This window comes from Patescibacteria group bacterium (assembly GCA_018900835.1).
In the GTDB taxonomy this organism is placed as follows: Bacteria; Patescibacteriota; Minisyncoccia; order Minisyncoccales; family PEYH01; genus PEYH01.
On sequence record JAHIFQ010000007.1, the window covers coordinates 1 to 18750 of the forward strand.

The window sequence follows — 18750 nt, forward strand, 5'->3', positions numbered from 1 at the left end:
AACTTTTGCGACTTCAAGCGATACGAATATAGGAATAACCATTACTTCATCGGGCAATGTCCATACTTTTACCTCTAACTGGATAGGAACTCTTGCCGATGGCAGGATTGCTTCGGCAGCAACTTGGAATGCCAAACAAGACGCTTTGTCTTTTCCTCTTGCTTATGCATCAACCACACACACAACAGCCACAACACCACTCTCTATTTCCAGTGGAGTTCTTTCTATGCCAACTTCTACGACTGCGGTTAGTGGTTATCTTTCGGCAACAGACTGGACTACTTTTAATAATAAAGTCAGTATGGTTTATCCTGGGGCAGGAATTGCTTTAAGCACTGGTTCTGCTTGGGATACTTCTATTACTAATAATTCAGCTAATTGGAATACCGCTTACACTGACCGACTTAAATGGGATGGCGGTTCTGCGGGATTGGTAGCGGCAACAGGCAGGACTTCTTTGGAACTTGGTTCTATGTCTTTATTGGCTAATACTGGCTCAACGACAATTACTACTCTTGGAACCATAGGAACTGGTATTTGGAATGGCACACCTGTTGGCACTCAATGGGGAGGGACTGGACAAAATTGGTTAGCAGTGGCAACGGGTTCAATCGCTTACTTTTCTGATACGGGTGTGATGAATACTTTAGCAAAAGGAAGCGATACTCAAGTTCTTACTTTGGCAAGCGGGATTCCTTCTTGGGCAGCGGCCGCAGGAGGAGGCGAGTGGACTGATTCTGGAACCGTTCTTTATCCAAATGAGATAGGATTAGATAATGTTAGTATAGGAACAACTACAGAACACGCAAAACTTACGGTTCAATCAACATCAACTACCGACATCCTGAACCTCTTTGAAACAGGGGGGACGGAAGTGTTTACTGTTTTGGAGAGTGGCAACGTCGGCATCGGGACGACGAGTCCAGAAGGATTACTACAAGTTGTTCGCCCAGAAGCTGGAGTTGGAACTATTACTGTAACAGCGTCAGGTACTTCCACAATAGGCACAGGAACTCAATTTACTACTGATTTTAATTTGGGTGATAATATCAATGCCAATGCTGAATCACATGTAATTACTGCTATAGCATCTGATACGGCAATGACAACCACTGCGTGGACTGGTGCTGCTACTGATGTTGCATATACAGTAAACAAATTCAAAAGATTAACAATTGATTCGTTTGGTAACGTTGGTTTGGGCAAACTTCCCCATAGTCAAGCAAAATTACAAGTAGATGGAAATATCGTAATGGGACATGCTGATGAAGGTGTTGGAATAAGTGGTTATTTAGGATCAAGCAATGATTGGTATGCTCTAAACCCAAATACTTATGTTATCCCAAATGTAGGGTGGAGGTATCTTGACGATGGATATGGAGGAATATTCGGTTTTATAGACGGCGGTTGGCACTTTTTTACCTTGCCATTAAACGCTTCTGGGACTGATGCCGTTGCTTCTGGAATTAGCGAAAAGTTCACAATACTAAATGGCGGCAACGTCGGCATCGGGGTAACAGACCCAGACGAGAAATTAGAAGTCAATGGACGAATAAAAATGACTACTTGGACAGCAGACGGAGACACAGCGGCATACAGAGATACTGCCACCAACGCTATTGCCCTTGTGACATCGGATATAAGGTTGAAAAAAGACATAGAGCCGTTGGCTGGAGCGCTGGATATCATATCTCAATTGAACGCATACAAATATCACGACCTTGATGACGCCAATGAGGACAAAAAACGCTTGGGCATAATGGCGCAGGAAGTTCTGCCGGTTATACCGGAATTAACATTTGCCTTTACAAGAGAGGGAACGGAAGAAAAGTATTACGGCGTTCATTACGATAAGCTCGGCGCGCTTTTGCTTGGGGGCATCAAAGAACAACAATTACAAATAGAGGAATTAAAAATATTATTAAATGCGACTAGTACAGATTTGACTGTTGAGGAAAATCAAATGACAGGGCAGATTGTTCAACTGGATGTCAATGAATTGAAAACAGGACTTGCGTCACTCGGCTTGGTCATAGATGAAAATGGAGCTTTGGTGATAGACAGTTTGAAAGCCGGAAAATTGGAAGTCGGCACTCAAGCCAAGCCAACCGGCATTACCTTATATGATGAAGCAACTGGTCAGCCCTATTGTTTGAAGATAAAGAACGGGCAGACCATAACAGAGGCAGGAGAGTGCGTTGTAGGGGCAGATAGCGTTGTTTCGACAACTCCGGCAAGCAACACAGGCAGTGCGACTACTATTATTTACTATTACGACAATGATGGAGACGGATATGGGGTATCAAATAATTTTCATGAGGGAAGCCAGATAGAAGGGTATGTGCCGAATAGTGATGACTGTGATGATTGGAGTTCCGCAATCAATCCAAGCGCAGAAGAGGTTTGCGATGACGGGATAGATAATAATTGTGACGGTCAGATTGATGAAAATTGTGAACAGCCAGAGCCAGTTTGTGAGCCATTAGAAGAGATTTGTGATGGATTAGACAACAACTGCGATGGTCAGATTGATGAAAATTGTGATTGCGGGATAACCTCTTGCGACAGCTCCCTAAACTTGGCCGGAGAATGTCAGAATTCCTGTTTAGGAACAGAAGGGTGCGGAACTTGTGTTGCTTCCTGCGTCTGCGCAGAAGGATTTAACAACTGCGACAACGATTTAACTAATGGTTGTGAAACCCAAGGGGAGTGTGTGGTAGAGGAATCGGAGCCAGAGCCAGCTCCCGAACCCGAGATAATTGATTAGCGTCAATTATTATTGATTATTAATAACTGATCATTAAGAAAAAAAGAAAAAAAAGAAAAAGAAAGATAAAGAGAGCGTATTGAAGTCTGATTCCGACCGACAGAATAAAGAACAAAAAAGAAAAAATAATTGATAATTCAGGAAAAAAATGGCTGAAATTGAGATAAAAATAAATAAATTATTAGAAAACCTTAAAAATAAGAAAGTTGGGGTGTTTTGTGATGATTCTAATCTTTATCACTCCTATATTAAATATCGCTGGAGAATTGATATTAAAAGATTTAGAGAATTTTTAGAAGCTCACTGCGATTTACAATTTATCAATTATTATATCGCGGTGCCTGACAAAAGCGATGCTGTTTATTTTGGAACACAAAAATTTTTGAAGAATATAAAACCCTATGTAACAGTTAAAGAAAAGAGATTAAAATATACTCCTATGGCTGGTAAGTTTATGAAAAAAGGAGATGTTGATGTAGAAATTGTTTTAGGTGTTGTAAGGGAGATTGACGATTTGGACATAGTTATAATAGTTAGCGGTGATAGTGATTTTTATGAGTTGAAGAATTATATAGTAAAAGACAAAGGGAAGAATATTATTTTTTGGGCTTTTGAGAAAAATATGGCATGGGAGTTAAAATATTGCTGGCATTTATATTTAGATGATTATAAGAAGGAAATAGAGCTGAATTTAGAAAGAAAACCCCCGGGTTTTACCCCAGGGTAGCGTTGCTATCTTGAGTATAGCAAATCCAAAAAGCTTGTCAAGTGGATAGCGGTTAAAGCTGTGTAGATGTCAAACATCTATGCCAAGAGAGCAACAAACCCCACGAGGCCCGGCCTCGTTGATGAGGCCGGGCCTCAAAGACAAAAAAGAAAAAACAAAAAATTAAAACCAATGATCACTGATTATTTATCAATAATCAATAAGAAGTGGAAAAAACTCCCAAAGAAGAAAAAAATCCAATATATCACTGGAGCGGTTTTGGTTTTGGCAGTGGTTTTAGGGCTTTCTTTTTATTTTTTTCAAGGCAGATCAGCAGAAGCTGATTGGTTTGACGATGGATGGCACTACAGACGAAAGCTTACTTTTAATAACGCCAGCTCCACAGAAAATCTGGCGAATTTTCCGGTTTTGGTGAGTTTAAACTCGTCACGGATTGATTACGCAAACACACAGAACAGCGGACAAGATATCCGTTTCACCGACCCAAATGGAGTGATTTTAAAATATGAAATAGAAAAGTGGGACGAAGCAGCTACCTCTACTGTCTGGGTAAAAATTCCCCAAATAGATGCTCAGTCCACAATTGACTACATATATATGTATTATGGAAACCCTGATGCTTCTGATGCGCAGGATGCGGAAAATGTCTGGGATTCAAATTTCAAAATAGTCCAGCATTTACAAGAATCATCAACATCATCCAGCGCTTACATAGATTCTACTTCCAATAATTATGACGGAACCGCCACTTCCAGTTTTGCTTCAGAAAATTTAGATGCTGTTGGAAAAATTGACGGCGCAAATGATTTTGACGGCACAGATGATTGGATAGATATCGGCGCCTCATACAATGGCGTAAAAACAGTAGAGCTTTGGATAAAGGCGGATAACACAACTAAGGATATTATTGACTTAAACGGCAGCGCTTATGTTAGTGTCAGTAGCGGTAATGCCACTACTACTGGTTTTACCAGTCCCACAATCTATGTAAACGGAATAGCCACCACTACAATAGACACGAATTGGCGATATGTGGTTGTGACTACTGATACCGGCTTAAACGCTAGTGATTTGGATATCGGGAGAAGAGAGGGAGCCACTTATTTTGACGGCATTATGGACGAAGTCCGCATTTCAAGCTCTGCCCGCTCTGCGGAATGGATTGAGGCGCAGTATTTGAGTATGACAGATACATATATTACTTATGGCGCAGAAGAAAATCAGGAGGGCGCGATAGTTGTTTGGCATTTTAACGAGGGCTCGGGCTCTACTGCTTATGATGGCTCAAATTATGACAATGACCTTACAATCTCCGGCGCCAGCTGGATTACTGGAAAATTCGGCAACGGCTTGAGTTTTGACGGCACAGATGATGTTGCCACTACTTCCGACTCTTCCACATTAAGCCCGACCAGTTCATTTTCCATCACTGCCTGGATTAAAAGGGACGCTTCTTCAAATATAGATATTATTGCCAACAAATGGAATAATTCTTCAGCCAGTTATAGATTTTTGATTGACTCTTCCGACCAATTGGCTTTGGCCTTGGAAAACTCCGCTGCTGGCTCTACTTCCACCAGCGCCACTACAATCACTGACACTGATTGGCACCATGTGGTGGCTGTTTATAATTCTGTAACTCCTTCAGTTTCCTTTTATATTGACGGGCAGGCGGAATCCTCTGTAACAACCACTGGCTGGGAAGTAGGGAATACGGCTAATCTACTAGTGCAACTTCGAGGAGCAAGCGCAGTTTTTAAAGATGCTGATGAAGCGTATATTTTTGGTGGTTATAATAATAGCGATTCCCAATTCAATACTAATATCTATAAATTTGACCCATCTTCGCCTACAACTAATTCCACTGACACGGGCCATGATTTGCCTCAAGGATTGGAATATGCCCCTGCTGTTTATTATTCCTCAACCAACAAGGCATATATTTTTGGCGGTTATTGGTTATCAGGGACTGATGCGACATATACTGATGAAATTGTTGAATATAGTATAGCTAGTGGAGTTGCCACATCCACTTCCATTGGCGATTTGCCGGTTCAGTTAGCCGGGGCTAGCGCAGCCCTGAATACCACCAACAATCTTATATACATTTTTGGCGGTTGGGATAATACTAATTCCCAATTTAATACTAATATTTATACTTTTGACCCTGCTTCGCCTTCAAGCAATGCTGTTGACACTACGCACGACTTGCCTTCCGGGAGAGAAGACGCGCCGGCTGTTTATGATTCTGCTGGAGCAAAGTTTTATATCTTTGGCGGTTATCAAGGAACAACAACGCCCACTTATTTAACAGAGGTTGTCCAGTATAATTATTCCAGTGGGGTAGCCACCACTACAAGTATAGGCGCGCTTCCAAAACAATTAAGAGGAACATCAGCAACTTATAAAGATTCCAACGAGATATACATATTTGGAGGGTGGAATAATACCGACGAAATATACAATACCAATATTTATAAATTTGACCCTTCTTCTCCGTCCACGGCTGTTTCTGACACTGGTTATGATTTGCCGACCGGGCTTAAAGACGCGCCAGCAATTCATGACACGAGCGGAGGGAAGAATTTTATCTTCGGCGGATTTTACGGCACCACCACGCCTGTTTATTTAACCAATATCGCCAAATTTAATCCCAGTTTATCAACGCCTGTTTCTTCAATAACTGACGGGTCGCAAAGTTTTGTTGTGGGCGCTGGCGAAGCAGCAGCTGATTCTTATAATAATTTTTTTGGAGGCGACATTGATGAACTTTATTTCTATAATTTCACCCTAACATCAGCGCAGGTTTTAAGGAATTATAACGCCGAATTAGCCGCCGCCCTGCCCATTCAATTCGGTTCAGGCACTGTAGGGACAACTACTGCGCCAATTGCTTATTTTAGGTTTGATACCGGCGCCGGGACAACCGGTTATGACGACACCACGAATAATAATGATTTGGCGATTTCGGGGGCGACATGGACAAGTTCCGGGAAATTCGGAAATGCTTTGTCTTTTGACGGCACGAATGATGTGGCAACCAGTTCTAATTCAGCGAGTACAAACATACAAGGAAACTTATCAATTTCTGCTTGGGTGAAGGCGACCAATTTTGCCACAACCACGCAACAATGGCTCGTCCACAAGGATTCGGGCACTGCGGGATACGCTTTTGGATTCGGCACAAGCGCTAATACGATGGTCCTTAAAATTGACGGAACCAATTATGAGTCAGACGCAACATTTTCGCTGACTAACAGCACTTGGCATCATTTTGGAGCAACGCTTTCCGGCACTTCAACTACTTTTTATCTTGACGGCAAGGCATTGGGGGGAGTGGTTAACGGCGCTAACGCGCCTCCGGCAGATGCGTCAAGCACAATGGTAAGAATCGGTTCTGACGGGACAAATTATTTCTCCGGTATTTTGGACGAAGTCCGGATTTACAACTACGCCCGCACTGCTCTTGAAATGAGAGTGGATTATAATCAAGGAATGGCAGTTGTTTTGGGAGGAGGGACAACAGCTGGGACAAGCAGTGTGGCTTATTGGAGATTTGACGAAAATCAAGGAGGAACTGTTTATGATGATTCAGCGAATAACAATAACGGAACAGTGTCCGCAAGTAGTACTATGGGGAATTGGACAACTGGCAAATACGGCAATGCGATTGATTTTGACGGCACGAATGATTATATTCAGGTCTCGGATTCAACTTCAACCAGCATTACAGGCGATTTAACAATTTCTGCATGGATTAGGCCGGATGTAGTTTCAAAAGAACAGACGATTTTGGGAAAATGGGATGAAACAACAGCAAATAATGATAGGAGTTATCGGTTGTGGCTTGATTCGTCAAACAAATTGAACTTGTCAGTTTCTACTGACGGGTCTGCTGTGGTTACCCATACAGGAGATACAGCATTATCAGCCAGCACTTGGTATCATGTTGAAGCAACTTATGATACTAGCACGAGTATGGATGTGTATCTTAATGGTAAATTAGATGCTGCACAGAAAACAGCAAGCGTGCCGGCTTCAATAGATGATAATGTTTCAAATCTATATATGGGAGCTAAAGAAAACACTTCAGGCAATATTGATACAAAGTTTGATGGAGCCATAGATGATGTCCGGCTGTATAACTATGCAAGGTCGGCAAGCCAAGTTTTAATTGACTATAATGGTGGGTTTGCGGTGCGATTGGGACAGTGATTATGAATGGGATAGAAAGCAAAAGAAGCCACCTTGTAAGGCGACTTCCTCTGTGACACACAGGGTAGAACCCATAGTGTGGATCCTCCTGTCTTCTAATAGTAGTATAGCAAATCAAAAGGGGTTGTCAATAGGGAGGAATAATAAATTTTTAATTTCTAATTTTGAATTTTGAATCAATTTTGAATGAATCAATTTTGAAAGGAAAAAAGGAGAGAGAATTTTGAAACAATGAATATGATTTCCAAATATCTTAAAGGAGGAGTTTTAGTGATAATTGACGCTGCCAATCTCGAAAGTTCAGTTAAAGATTTAGGTTGGTGGATTGACTATATCAAATTGCGCGATTTATTTGATGAAGGCAATTTGGTTGAAATTAGAAATTACTGTGTTCATCACGGTACTGATAATCAAAACAAGTTTTTTACTTTTTTAAAAAATAATGGGTTTTCCCTGATAACTAAACCCTTGAAAGTTATCCGACAGACAGATATTGAAAAAGGAGATTTGAGAAAAGCCAATTTTGATGTTGAGATCGCCATTGACGCCATAGAAATGGCAGATAGATACGATACTATAGTTTTATTTTCGGGTGATAGTGATTTCAATTATTTGCTTAGGATTTTGCAGAGAAAAAACAAAAGAACGATTGTTATCTCCACAAAATATCATATAGCAAAAGAATTGATAGCCAGCAGCGATAAATATATAGAACTTGAGAAATTAAAGCCATTTATTGCTCGTGAAAAATAACGAAAGCCCGTCTTTTGCAACGGGCAGTTGATGACGGATGGTGTTCCCACCCGCATCATCAGTATAGCAAATCAAAAGGGGTTGTCAAGAGGGAGGAATAATAAATTTCTAATTTTGAATTTTGAATCAATTTTGAATGAATCAATTTTGAAAGGAAAAAAGGAGAGAGAATTTTGAAACTTGAATTAATTTAATTTTGAAGCTAACATGGAAAACAATAATTACAATTTAGAAGAGAGAACCGCTAAGTTTGGAGAACATATTATTGCATTTTGTAGAAGTATAAGAGAAGATACTATTACAAGACCAATCATTAACCAACTGGTTCGTTCGGGGACAAGTATTGGAGCCAATTACATGGAGGCAAATGCTGCGAGTTCTAAGAAGGATTTCAAAAACAAAATTTATATTTCCAAAAAAGAAGTTCAGGAAACTAAACACTGGTTAAGGATGATTGCTGTTGCTGTTCCTATCGCTAAAGAAAGGTCGAGGGAGTTATGGAAAGAAGCGCAGGAATTGACTCTGATATTCGGCAAAATTATTTCTTCTTTGAAAAAGTAATTATTTAAAAATTCAAAATTAAAATTTCAATCAAAATTCAAAATTAAAAATTAATAATTAAAAGTCAATAATTAATCAGTAAATAAAAAAATGTTAAATAAGATTCTAAAAGTTCTAATATATCTCACAGTGTTCTTGATGCCAGTGTTCTTTTTGCCTTTCTCGTTTGAGGTTTTGGAGTTTAATAAACTCTATATGTTTTTCTTTCTGGCGTGGCTCTCTGTACTTCTATGGTTTTTAAAGATGATAATTCAAGACAAGGAAATAAGGATAAGGTTTTGCTTGGTTGATTATATTGTTTTAGCTTTTGTAGGAGTAGGAATCATTTCTTCCATATTCTCGGTTGATAAGCTATCAAGCATTTTTGGTTATTACGGCAGATTTAGCACAGGGCTTGTAAGTATGCTTTCTTTTGCTGTGTTCTATTTTTTGGTAGCGAACAACATAGGAAAGGAAAAATTAAAAACGAAAAATGAAAAATCACAAATAAAAATTAAAAAAGAAGAGACAGGAGACGGAATAATAACAATAAGCGGGGTTATTAAAACATTGATTTATTCAGCAACAGTCGTTATTGTCTTTGCTTATTTTAGTTTACTTGGAATCTGGGCGAAGATAGCGCAAATAAGTAGCGGAACAGCTTCTATTGTAAGTAGAATAGCTTTGCGAGTGAGCCCTGCAGGACTAACAGCTCAATCAATGGCAATGTTTTTAGCAATTATACTTATATTGGCAGTATTCGTTATTCTCGGCGGACAAAAATGGTCAGGATTTTCTTCAAACCTATTGATTGGAGACAAAAAGAAAGATAGACGAAGCAGGACATTTAAGATTTTCTGCGGAGTTGTGGTCTTTTTAGGATTTATCCTCCTCATTATAACCGACTTTACTCCTGCTTGGATTATCCTTGCCATTGGTTTGATTGTCTTGACAGCAATTATACTTAAAAGAAGAATTTTTAAGAATGAAGTCCATAGATTGATTTTGCCTATAGCTATAATAATCGTATCTGCCCTGTTTGTGATTTTGAATTTCAGGGCTCTGGCGGGCGGACTTGTAACGAATAATGAGAATATTTATTACAACTTTATGCCCGAGAGAAATCTCACGCAGGGGGAGTCGTGGCAGACAGCGCTAAATACCACAATCGGGGGCTTCAAAAACGCATTAATCGGAAGTGGTCCAGGAACCTTTTATTATGATTTTTCAAAATACAGACCAGTGAGCATGAATGAAGGAAATCTCTGGGCAATAAGATTTGACCGTTCTGGAAATGTATTTTCAGAGATTTTAGCAACAATGGGTATTTTAGGGTTTTTGAGTTTTATTGCATTGGCAATTGCTATATTCTTAGTGCCTGTTGGTGTCTTGGCTAGAAAGTTCACAAAAACAGGGATAAAGCCGGGCAGAATTAAGTTAGACCACGGGACCGCATTTTTGATGGTTATTTTTGCAGCCATTATTCTGGTTCAATTCAGTTATTATCAGACCCTGACTCTCGGATTCCTATTTTGGCTCTTTGCCGGTTTAGTGGTTGGATGGAGAGCAGAACAGTTAGTAAGCGAAGAAAGGACTTTTGTCAAAGAAATCAGATTTCGGCTAAAGGACTTTATGGAGATGGCTCTTGTGGTAGAGACATTTCTAATAGTATTTGCCATTGCTTTTATCGTAGTTGGCTTTTTCGGAATGAAATTCTATTTAGCAGACACCCAATATGTCAAAGCATTGAATGCTCCGGAGCTTGATAGCAAAGTAAGCGCGTTGCAAAAAGCAATCAGATTGAATCCTGGGCAGGCAAGATATCAGATAGTATTATCAAAGGTATTTTTGGCGAAAGTACAGGAAGGATTGGCAGTGGGCAATCCGAATGAGCAGCAGCAGGAAATAATTGATAACATTAGATTGGCTCAAGCATTTGCCATGAATGCTACGCAGGTTACTCCGCAACAAATGTCTGCATGGCAGAGCTTGGCTGATTTATACCGAAGAACTATGGAGATAGCGCAAGATAGCAAGCAGTTTGCCAATTTAACTATTGACACTCTGAAAAAAGCATCAGAATTAGACCCGAGAAATCCTGATATTTACACTCAAATAGGCAATATGTATTTGCTTTTGGAGCAGAGAGAGGAAGCGATGGAAGCGTTTAAGCAAGCGATTCAACAGAAGGTTGATTATATTCCAGCGAATATCAGCATTGCCCTTCTTTTAGAAGGAGATAAGAAAATAGATGAGGCAGTAGCCAAGCTTGAATGGTTGGCCTTACGGTATCCTTCCAACGCAGATGTTCTCTTTCAGTTAGGCAGGATGTATTATAATCAGAATGAAACAGAAAAAGCGGTTAATCAGTTCTTGTTTGCGCTCACAGCGAATCCGAATCATTCCAATTCTTTATATTCTTTAGGAGTCGCATACGAGAAGCAGGGGAGAATCAAAGATGCTATATCAGCGTTTGAGGCGGTGTTGGTTCTTAATCCGGATGTTCAAGAGATAAAAGATAGGATTGCCAAGTTAAAGCAGCCAAGCGTAGTAGTAGAAGAAGAAGAGTAATTTTCAATTTTCAATTCCCAATTTGAAAATTTTTAAAAAGCTTGACTTTTTTGAGGGAGCATGTACAATAGAATTCACACTTATTTTGTGACTTTGGATATTTATTTTTTATGAAGAACAAACCGATAAGTTCTCCCTTTTTAGTTATAGGGAGAGGGTTTTTGTCGTTAGGCGTTGAATATTTTAATCCAATATTTTAATCCAATATTTTTATGCAGATTAAAGATTTTTCAAAATCAAAAATTCGACTGCCTCTACCTTATCTATTAGAAGTTGAAAAAGCGAGTTGGGAAGAATTCTGGCAAAGGGACTTGAAAGAGCTTTTTGAAGAGGTCTCTCCGATGAGGGATTATACTGGAAAATGGTTAGAGCTTTGGCTTGAGGGTTATAACTTGGGGGAACCCCACTATGCCAATGAATTTGAAGCAAAAAAGCAAGAGGATTCTTATTCTGCCCCGTTTAAAATTTTAGTAAAATTAGTTGACCTCAAGACCAAACAAGAGACAACTCAAGAGGTCTTTTTTGGCGATTTCCCTTTAATGACAGATAGAGGGACTTTTGTTATAAATGGAGTTGAAAGAGTTGTCATTTCTCAACTGCTGCGTTCACCCGGAGCATTTTTCACATTAAGGCGACTCAAGGGCGTAAAATATTTTGGAGCAAGAATTATTCCGAACAGAGGAAGTTGGTTGGAATTTGAAACAGACCCATCTGGGTTTATTGGCGTTAAAATTGATAGAAAAAGAAGGGTGCCGGCAACCACTTTATTAAGGGCGTTCGGCATAGACAGCGATGATAAGATTAAGAGTCAATTTTCGGATATTGATAAAGGAGAAATCAGTTATATTTCTGAAACTTTAAAAAGAGATATCGCTGATAATCAAGCAGACGCATTGGTTGAAATATATAAACGATTAAGGCCAGGGGATTTAGCTTCTCCAGACACCGCCAAAGAGTTGATTGAAAATATGTTTTTTAATTTTGAAAGATATGACCTTTCAAAAGTTGGCAGATGGAAGACAATGGAACGACTTCCAGAGTTAAAAGCCAAAAGCCAAAAGCCAAAAGCCAAAACTCAAAACCAAAAAATAGGGACAGGTCAAGAGATTACAGTAGAGGATAGAGTTTTGAGAGTGGAGGATATTGTCGCAGTAATGAGAGAAATAATTCGGCTTAACAATACTCCTGGGAGCGAAGCGGATGAAATAGACCATTTAGGCAACAGGAGAGTTAGGACGATTTCCGAACTCCTGAAAGACCGATTGAGAGTCGGGTTTGCAAGAGTAGAACGGATTAGCAAAGACAGAATGACTACTTTAGATGTGAGCGACCTTGCCCCAAATAAAGTTATCAATCCAAGGCCTTTTATGGCAGTGCTTAAACAATTTTTTTCATCAAGCCAATTATCTCAATTTATGGATAATGAAAACATTTTAGCAGAGCTTGAACACAAAAGAAGGTTGACTGCAGGGGGACCTGGTGGCTTAACCCGCAAAAGAGCTGGACTTCAAGTGAGAGATGTTCAACCATCTCACTATGGCAGGATTTGTCCTATCCAGACACCAGAAGGACCTAATGTCGGGCTGGTTGGACATTTATCAATTTATAGCAGGATTAATCCATATGGATTCATAGAGACCCCCTATTTTAAGGTTGAAAAAGGCATAGTAACTAACAAGGTTCATTATATGAATGCTTTTCAAGAGGAGAAATATATAATCGGTGATGCTGGTATTAATATTGATAACAAAGGAAATATTCTTTCTGTAAAAATAGATGCGAGAGATAAAGGCAAACCAAGAATAGTTGATAAAAGTAAATTGGATTTTGTTGATGTTGCTCCAGAGCAATTTATTTCCACTGCAACTGCTCTTATTCCATTTTTGCAAAATGATGATGCTAATCGCGCTTTGATGGGGTCAAATATGCAAAGGCAATCAGTCCCTTTGATTAGGGCTACCAAACCATTGGTTGGTACTGGTATTGAGGAGAGGGTTGTTAGGGACTCGGGCAAGGCAGTCGTGGCGACAGAAGATGGCATAGTTGAAGAAGTTGATGCACAGCATGTTATTATAAAAAGCCAAAATCCAAAAGCCAAAATCCAAAACTATCAATTAAGGAATTTTGACCCTACTAATCAATTCACTTATTTCCACCATAAGCCAATAGTTAGAAAAGGGCAAAAAGTTAAGGCAGGCGATGTTTTGGCTGACCCGACTGGCTCTGATGGCGGTTGTCTCGGTTTAGGACAAAACCTTTTGGTGGCGTTCTTATCATGGAGAGGGCACAATTACGAAGATGCTATTATTCTTTCAAGCCGGGTCTTGGAAGAAGAATTACTTTCCAGTATTCATATTGAGATACTTGCTTGTGATGTGCGCGAAACAAAATTGGGTCCAGAAATGACTACTTCAGATATACCGAATGTTTCAGAGGATAAATTAAAGGATTTAGACGCAGAGGGGGTTATAAGAGTGGGAGCGGAAATCGGGCCAAATGATATTTTAGTTGGAAAAATTTCTCCTAAAGGAGAAACAGACCTTACTGCAGAAGAAAGATTATTATGGGCTATTTTTGGAGAAAAGGCGAAAAATGTCAAAGACACCTCGCTTCTAATGGACCATGGGAAAAGGGGCAGAGTGGTAAGGGTTAAGGAGTTTTCAAGGGATTTAGGCCATAAACTTAGACCAGGAGTTATTAAAAGAATTCAAGTTGAGATTGCCCAATTGAGAAAGATTACTGTAGGCGATAAATTGGCTGGAAGGCATGGCAACAAGGGCATCGTTGCAAAGGTTTTGCCAAAAGAGGAAATGCCATTTATGGAAGATGGGACACCGGTAGATATTGTTTTAAACCCATTGGGCGTTGTTTCAAGAATGAATATAGGACAGATATTAGAGACCCATCTTGGTTGGGCTGCTCATGAATTAGGATACAGGGCTATATCTCCGTCATTATCCGGGGCTAATGAAAAAGATATTAAAGAAGAGTTGAAAAAAGCAGGATTACCAGAAGATGGCAAGGTGATTCTTTATGACGGAAGGACGGGCCTGCCGTTTGAACAGAGCATAACAGTGGGATACATATATATGATGAGATTGATTCATATGGTTGAAGACAAGATTCATATGCGCTCCATTGGTCCATATTCCTTAATAACACAGCAACCGCTTGGAGGCAGGGCGCAATTTGGAGGACAAAGATTCGGCGAAATGGAGGTTTGGGCATTACAAGGATATGGCGCAGCATATGCGCTGCAGGAGATGCTCACCATAAAATCAGATGATATGACTGGCAGGGCAGCTGCTTATCAAGCGATATTAAAAGGCAGGAAAATTGAGAGTCCGCATATACCAGCTTCATTTTCTTTATTGGTCAATGAGCTGAAAGCGTTAGGCTTGAATGTGGAACTTAAGGAGAAATAGTTTTGAATTCTGAATTTAAAATCTTAACATAACATTATGAAGGTAGAAGATATTAAGTCAATAAGAATTAAGTTGGCTTCTCCGGAGGAGATTTTAGGATGGAGCAAGGGAGAGGTTACGAAACCCGAGACAATCAATTATCGCACTCAACGGCCGGAAAAAGATGGTTTGTTTTGCGAAAAGATTTTTGGACCAGAAAAGGACTACCAGTGTTATTGTGGAAAATACAGAGGAATTCGCTATAAAGGAATGACTTGTGATAGGTGCGGAGTGGAGATTACAAAAGCATCTGTAAGAAGAGAGAGAATGGGGCATATACAGTTGGCTTGTCCGGTTTCTCATATTTGGTTTTTAAGGGGCGTGCCATCAGTAATGGGAACGATTTTAGATTTATCCTCGCAGCAATTAGAAAAAATTGCCTACTTTGCCTCATATATTGTTGTGAGGGTTGATGAAAAAGCAAAAGAAATGGTTCTGGCAGAGATTGAGAGAGAATACAAAGAGAAATGTAAACCGCACCTGCCCGTATCGCTACGCGAGCAAGCTCGCTTGCGAAGCGTTGCAGGCGGGAATCCAAAAGTCAAAATCAAAAGCACAAAGAAAGAAGAGAAAGAGCAAGAGTTGATGCTGAAGAGATTAAAAGAAGCAAGAGAAGAGGCAAAAAAAGAGTTGAGCGCTATAAAACCATTAGCTGTTCTTTCTGAAATTGAATTTTTGGAGTTATCTTCAAGATATGGCGAGATATTTGAAGCAGGAACAGGAGCAGAGGCGCTCAAAGAGATTTTTTCCAATATAGATTCAAAAAAGCTCATAAATGAGTTAGAAAATAAGAAAAAAAGCGCTATTGGAACAGAGAGAAAAAAGCTTTTAAGAAGGACAACCCTGCTTAAAGATATGCTTGAAAATATTATTGAACCAGAATGGATGTTTTTGACAGTTTTGCCTGTTTTGCCTCCAGCCCTGCGTCCGATGGTTCAATTAGATGGAGGTAGATATGCGTCTTCAGATTTAAATGACCTTTACAGAAGAGTTATTAACCGCAATAACCGTCTCAAGTATTTGTTGGAAATTAATGCTCCAGAAGTGATATTACGAAATGAAAAAAGGATGCTGCAAGAAGCTGTTGATGCGTTGATTGATAATGGTATGAGAAGCGGACACACAACGATTGCTTCTACTGGTCAAGCCCGTTTACTGAAATCATTGGCAGATATGTTGAAAGGAAAACAAGGAAGATTCCGTCAGAATCTTTTGGGAAAAAGAGTTGATTATTCAGGTAGGTCTGTAATTGTCGGAGACCCAGAGTTGGCGTTTAGTGAATGCGGGTTGCCCAAGAAAATGGCCCTTGAACTATTCAAGCCGTTCGTGAGCGCAAAACTTCTGGAAAAAGAAGTTGCTTATAATGTTCGTCAAGCATCTGTTTTAATAGAAAGAGGGACAGAAGAAGTGTGGGAAGCATTGGAAACAGTTATTGAGAATAGATTAGTTTTGCTCAACAGAGCTCCGACACTACACCGTCTTGGGGTTCAAGCATTTAGGCCAAAATTAGTTGAGGGAGAAGCAATCAGAATTCATCCATTGGTTTGCGAGGCGTTTAATGCGGATTTTGACGGCGACCAAATGGCTGTCTATTTACCTTTGTCAGAAGAAGCGCAAACAGAAGCGAAAGAAAGAATGCTTTCTGGGTCTAATCTTTTAAAGCCAGCAACAGGGCTTCCTGTTGTGAGCCCAAGGCAAGATATGATTTTAGGATGCTATTGGTTGACCAAGATAAAAGAAGGAGCAAAGGGAGCTGGAAAATACTTTTCTTCTGCAGACGAGACCATGTTGGCTTATGAGGCAGGGGTAATTGATTTAAGAGCTCAAATAAAGGCATTAATTGATAATCAATTAATAGAAACCAGCTTGGGCAGGATAATTTTTAATAAGGCATTGCCAGAAGGATTTCCTTTTCAAAATGATTTGATGAATTCAAAGAAAATAAAGGAGTTTGCGCGGCAGATAATAGAAAAATATGATAACGCAATAGCCACTCGGACGCTGGATGCCATTAAGAAGATAGGATTTGAATACGCCACTATCTCTGGATTGAGTTGGGGTATGGATGATTTGGTAGTTCCGCCGGAAAAACCAAAATTATTAGAGAAAGCAGAGGGGGAAGTCAGAAAAATAGAGTCATATTTTAAGAAAGGGCTTTTGACTGAAGAAGAGAGAAAGAGCCAAGTGATAGAAATTTGGCAGAAAACAAAAGCAGAAATTCAATATTTGATACCCAATACTCTTCCTCCAGACGGCATTGTTTTTACAGCTATAGACGCAGGCGCAAGAGGCAGTTGGTCGCAGCCAGTTCAAATGGCGGGAATGAAGGGCCTGGTCATTAATCCCTCTGGTCAGATTATGGAATTCCCTGCAAAAAGTTCCTTTAAAGAAGGATTTGGAATTTTGGAATATTTTATTTCCACCCATGGCGCCAGGAAAGGCACGGCAGATACTGCTTTAAGAACCTCTACCGCAGGATATTTAACAAGACGATTGATTGATGTTGCTCACGATGTTTTTATAAATGAAAACGATTGCAAGGACGAAGAAGGAGTCGTGGCATCAAGAGCTGACAGTGATGAAGTGGGGCAGGATTTCATTTTTAAGATTGTCGGCAGAGCCCCGATTGAGGACATAAAAATAAATGGCAAAATAATAATAAAGAAAGGAGAATTCATTAATTGGGAAGAGGCAAGAGAAATAGTTAATAGTGATATTAGCGCCTTGCAAGTAAGGTCTCCATTAACCTGTAAATCCGCTAAAGGAGTCTGCCAGAAATGTTATGGTTGGGATTTGGGACACAATAAGCCAGTTAAATTAGGCGAGGCAGTCGGCATTGTCGCTGCGCAAGCTATTGGCGAGCCAGGAACACAGCTTACTCTAAGAACCTTCCACACGGGCGGGGTTGCGTCTGGCGGAGACATCACTCACGGATTGCCGAGAGTAGAAGAGGTTTTTGAAAGAAGGCTTCCTAAGGGTGAGGCGATTATTGCTCTTTACGACGGAAAGATAATAAAAATCGATAAGGACACGATAAAAATTAAAAGCGTAAAACAAAAAACAAAAAACAAAAAAGAAAAGGAGGCAAAAATTAAAGAAAGCGATACAGAGAAGAATAAAAAAATGGAGGTGGTGGAGTATAAGATTCCAGTAGGGAGGACGATATTGGTTAAAGAAGGAGATGATGTTGAGGTGGGGCATCAGTTATGCGAAGGAAGCATTGATTTAAAGAAATTATTTAAATTTGGCGGAAAATCAAAAACAGCCATATATATTGTAAAGGAGATTCAGAGGATATATGCTTCTCAAGGCGTTGCGATTCACGACAAACATATTGAGACCATTGTGAGGCAAATGTTCTCAAGGGTAAGAATAAAGAAACAAGGAGATAGCCATTGTTCAGAGGGAGAGATGTTTGAGTTGAGAGTTGTTATGGAGCAGAATGAAAAACTCAAACAAGCAGGTAAGGAATTAGCAACCTTTCAAAATATGATTCTCGGCATTTCTAAAGTTGCGCTTACTACTGAAAGCTTCTTATCATCTGCTTCTTTTGAAGAGACATCTCGTATTTTAATAAAGGCAGCGATTTCTGGACAAGAGGATAAGCTCCGTGGGTTGAAGGAAAATGTAATTATTGGAAAAATTATTCCTGTCGGTAGTGGGTACAAGGAAGCGCAAAGCGAAAAGCGAAAAGCGTAAAACAAGGAAGCGCA

General features: G+C 39.8%; 8 protein-coding genes. All 8 read left to right on the forward strand.

Annotated elements, in window-relative coordinates:
- Nucleotides 1-2767: tail fiber domain-containing protein (locus KJ562_01145; GenBank protein ID MBU3964323.1), on the forward strand; the 2767-nt coding region annotated here is incomplete at its 5' end.
- A 148-nt stretch (nt 2768-2915) separates the two neighbouring features.
- The gene (locus KJ562_01150) at nt 2916-3494 is read left to right on the forward strand and encodes an NYN domain-containing protein (GenBank protein ID MBU3964324.1); all 579 of its coding nucleotides are present in this window, start codon (nt 2916-2918) and stop codon (nt 3492-3494) included.
- 66 nt (nt 3495-3560) lie between these two features.
- The gene (locus KJ562_01155) at nt 3561-7709 is read left to right on the forward strand and encodes a DUF2341 domain-containing protein (protein MBU3964325.1); all 4149 of its coding nucleotides are present in this window, start codon (nt 3561-3563) and stop codon (nt 7707-7709) included.
- 237 nt (nt 7710-7946) lie between these two features.
- The gene (locus tag KJ562_01160) at nt 7947-8462 is read left to right on the forward strand and encodes an NYN domain-containing protein (GenBank protein MBU3964326.1); all 516 of its coding nucleotides are present in this window, start codon (nt 7947-7949) and stop codon (nt 8460-8462) included.
- Between the two features lie 207 nt (nt 8463-8669).
- On the forward strand, nt 8670-9023 hold the full coding sequence (locus KJ562_01165) for a four helix bundle protein (protein MBU3964327.1): 354 nt from the start codon (nt 8670-8672) through the stop codon (nt 9021-9023).
- Between the two features lie 90 nt (nt 9024-9113).
- On the forward strand, nt 9114-11573 hold the full coding sequence (locus KJ562_01170; GenBank protein ID MBU3964328.1) for a tetratricopeptide repeat protein: 2460 nt from the start codon (nt 9114-9116) through the stop codon (nt 11571-11573).
- A gap of 212 nt (nt 11574-11785) precedes the next feature.
- Nucleotides 11786-14998, forward strand: a complete 3213-nt coding sequence (locus tag KJ562_01175; GenBank protein MBU3964329.1) for a DNA-directed RNA polymerase subunit beta — start codon at nt 11786-11788, stop codon at nt 14996-14998.
- A 36-nt stretch (nt 14999-15034) separates the two neighbouring features.
- Nucleotides 15035-18736, forward strand: coding sequence for a DNA-directed RNA polymerase subunit beta' (rpoC, locus tag KJ562_01180; GenBank protein MBU3964330.1), 3702 nt, complete (start codon nt 15035-15037; stop codon nt 18734-18736).
- Nucleotides 18737-18750 lie beyond the last annotated feature (14 nt).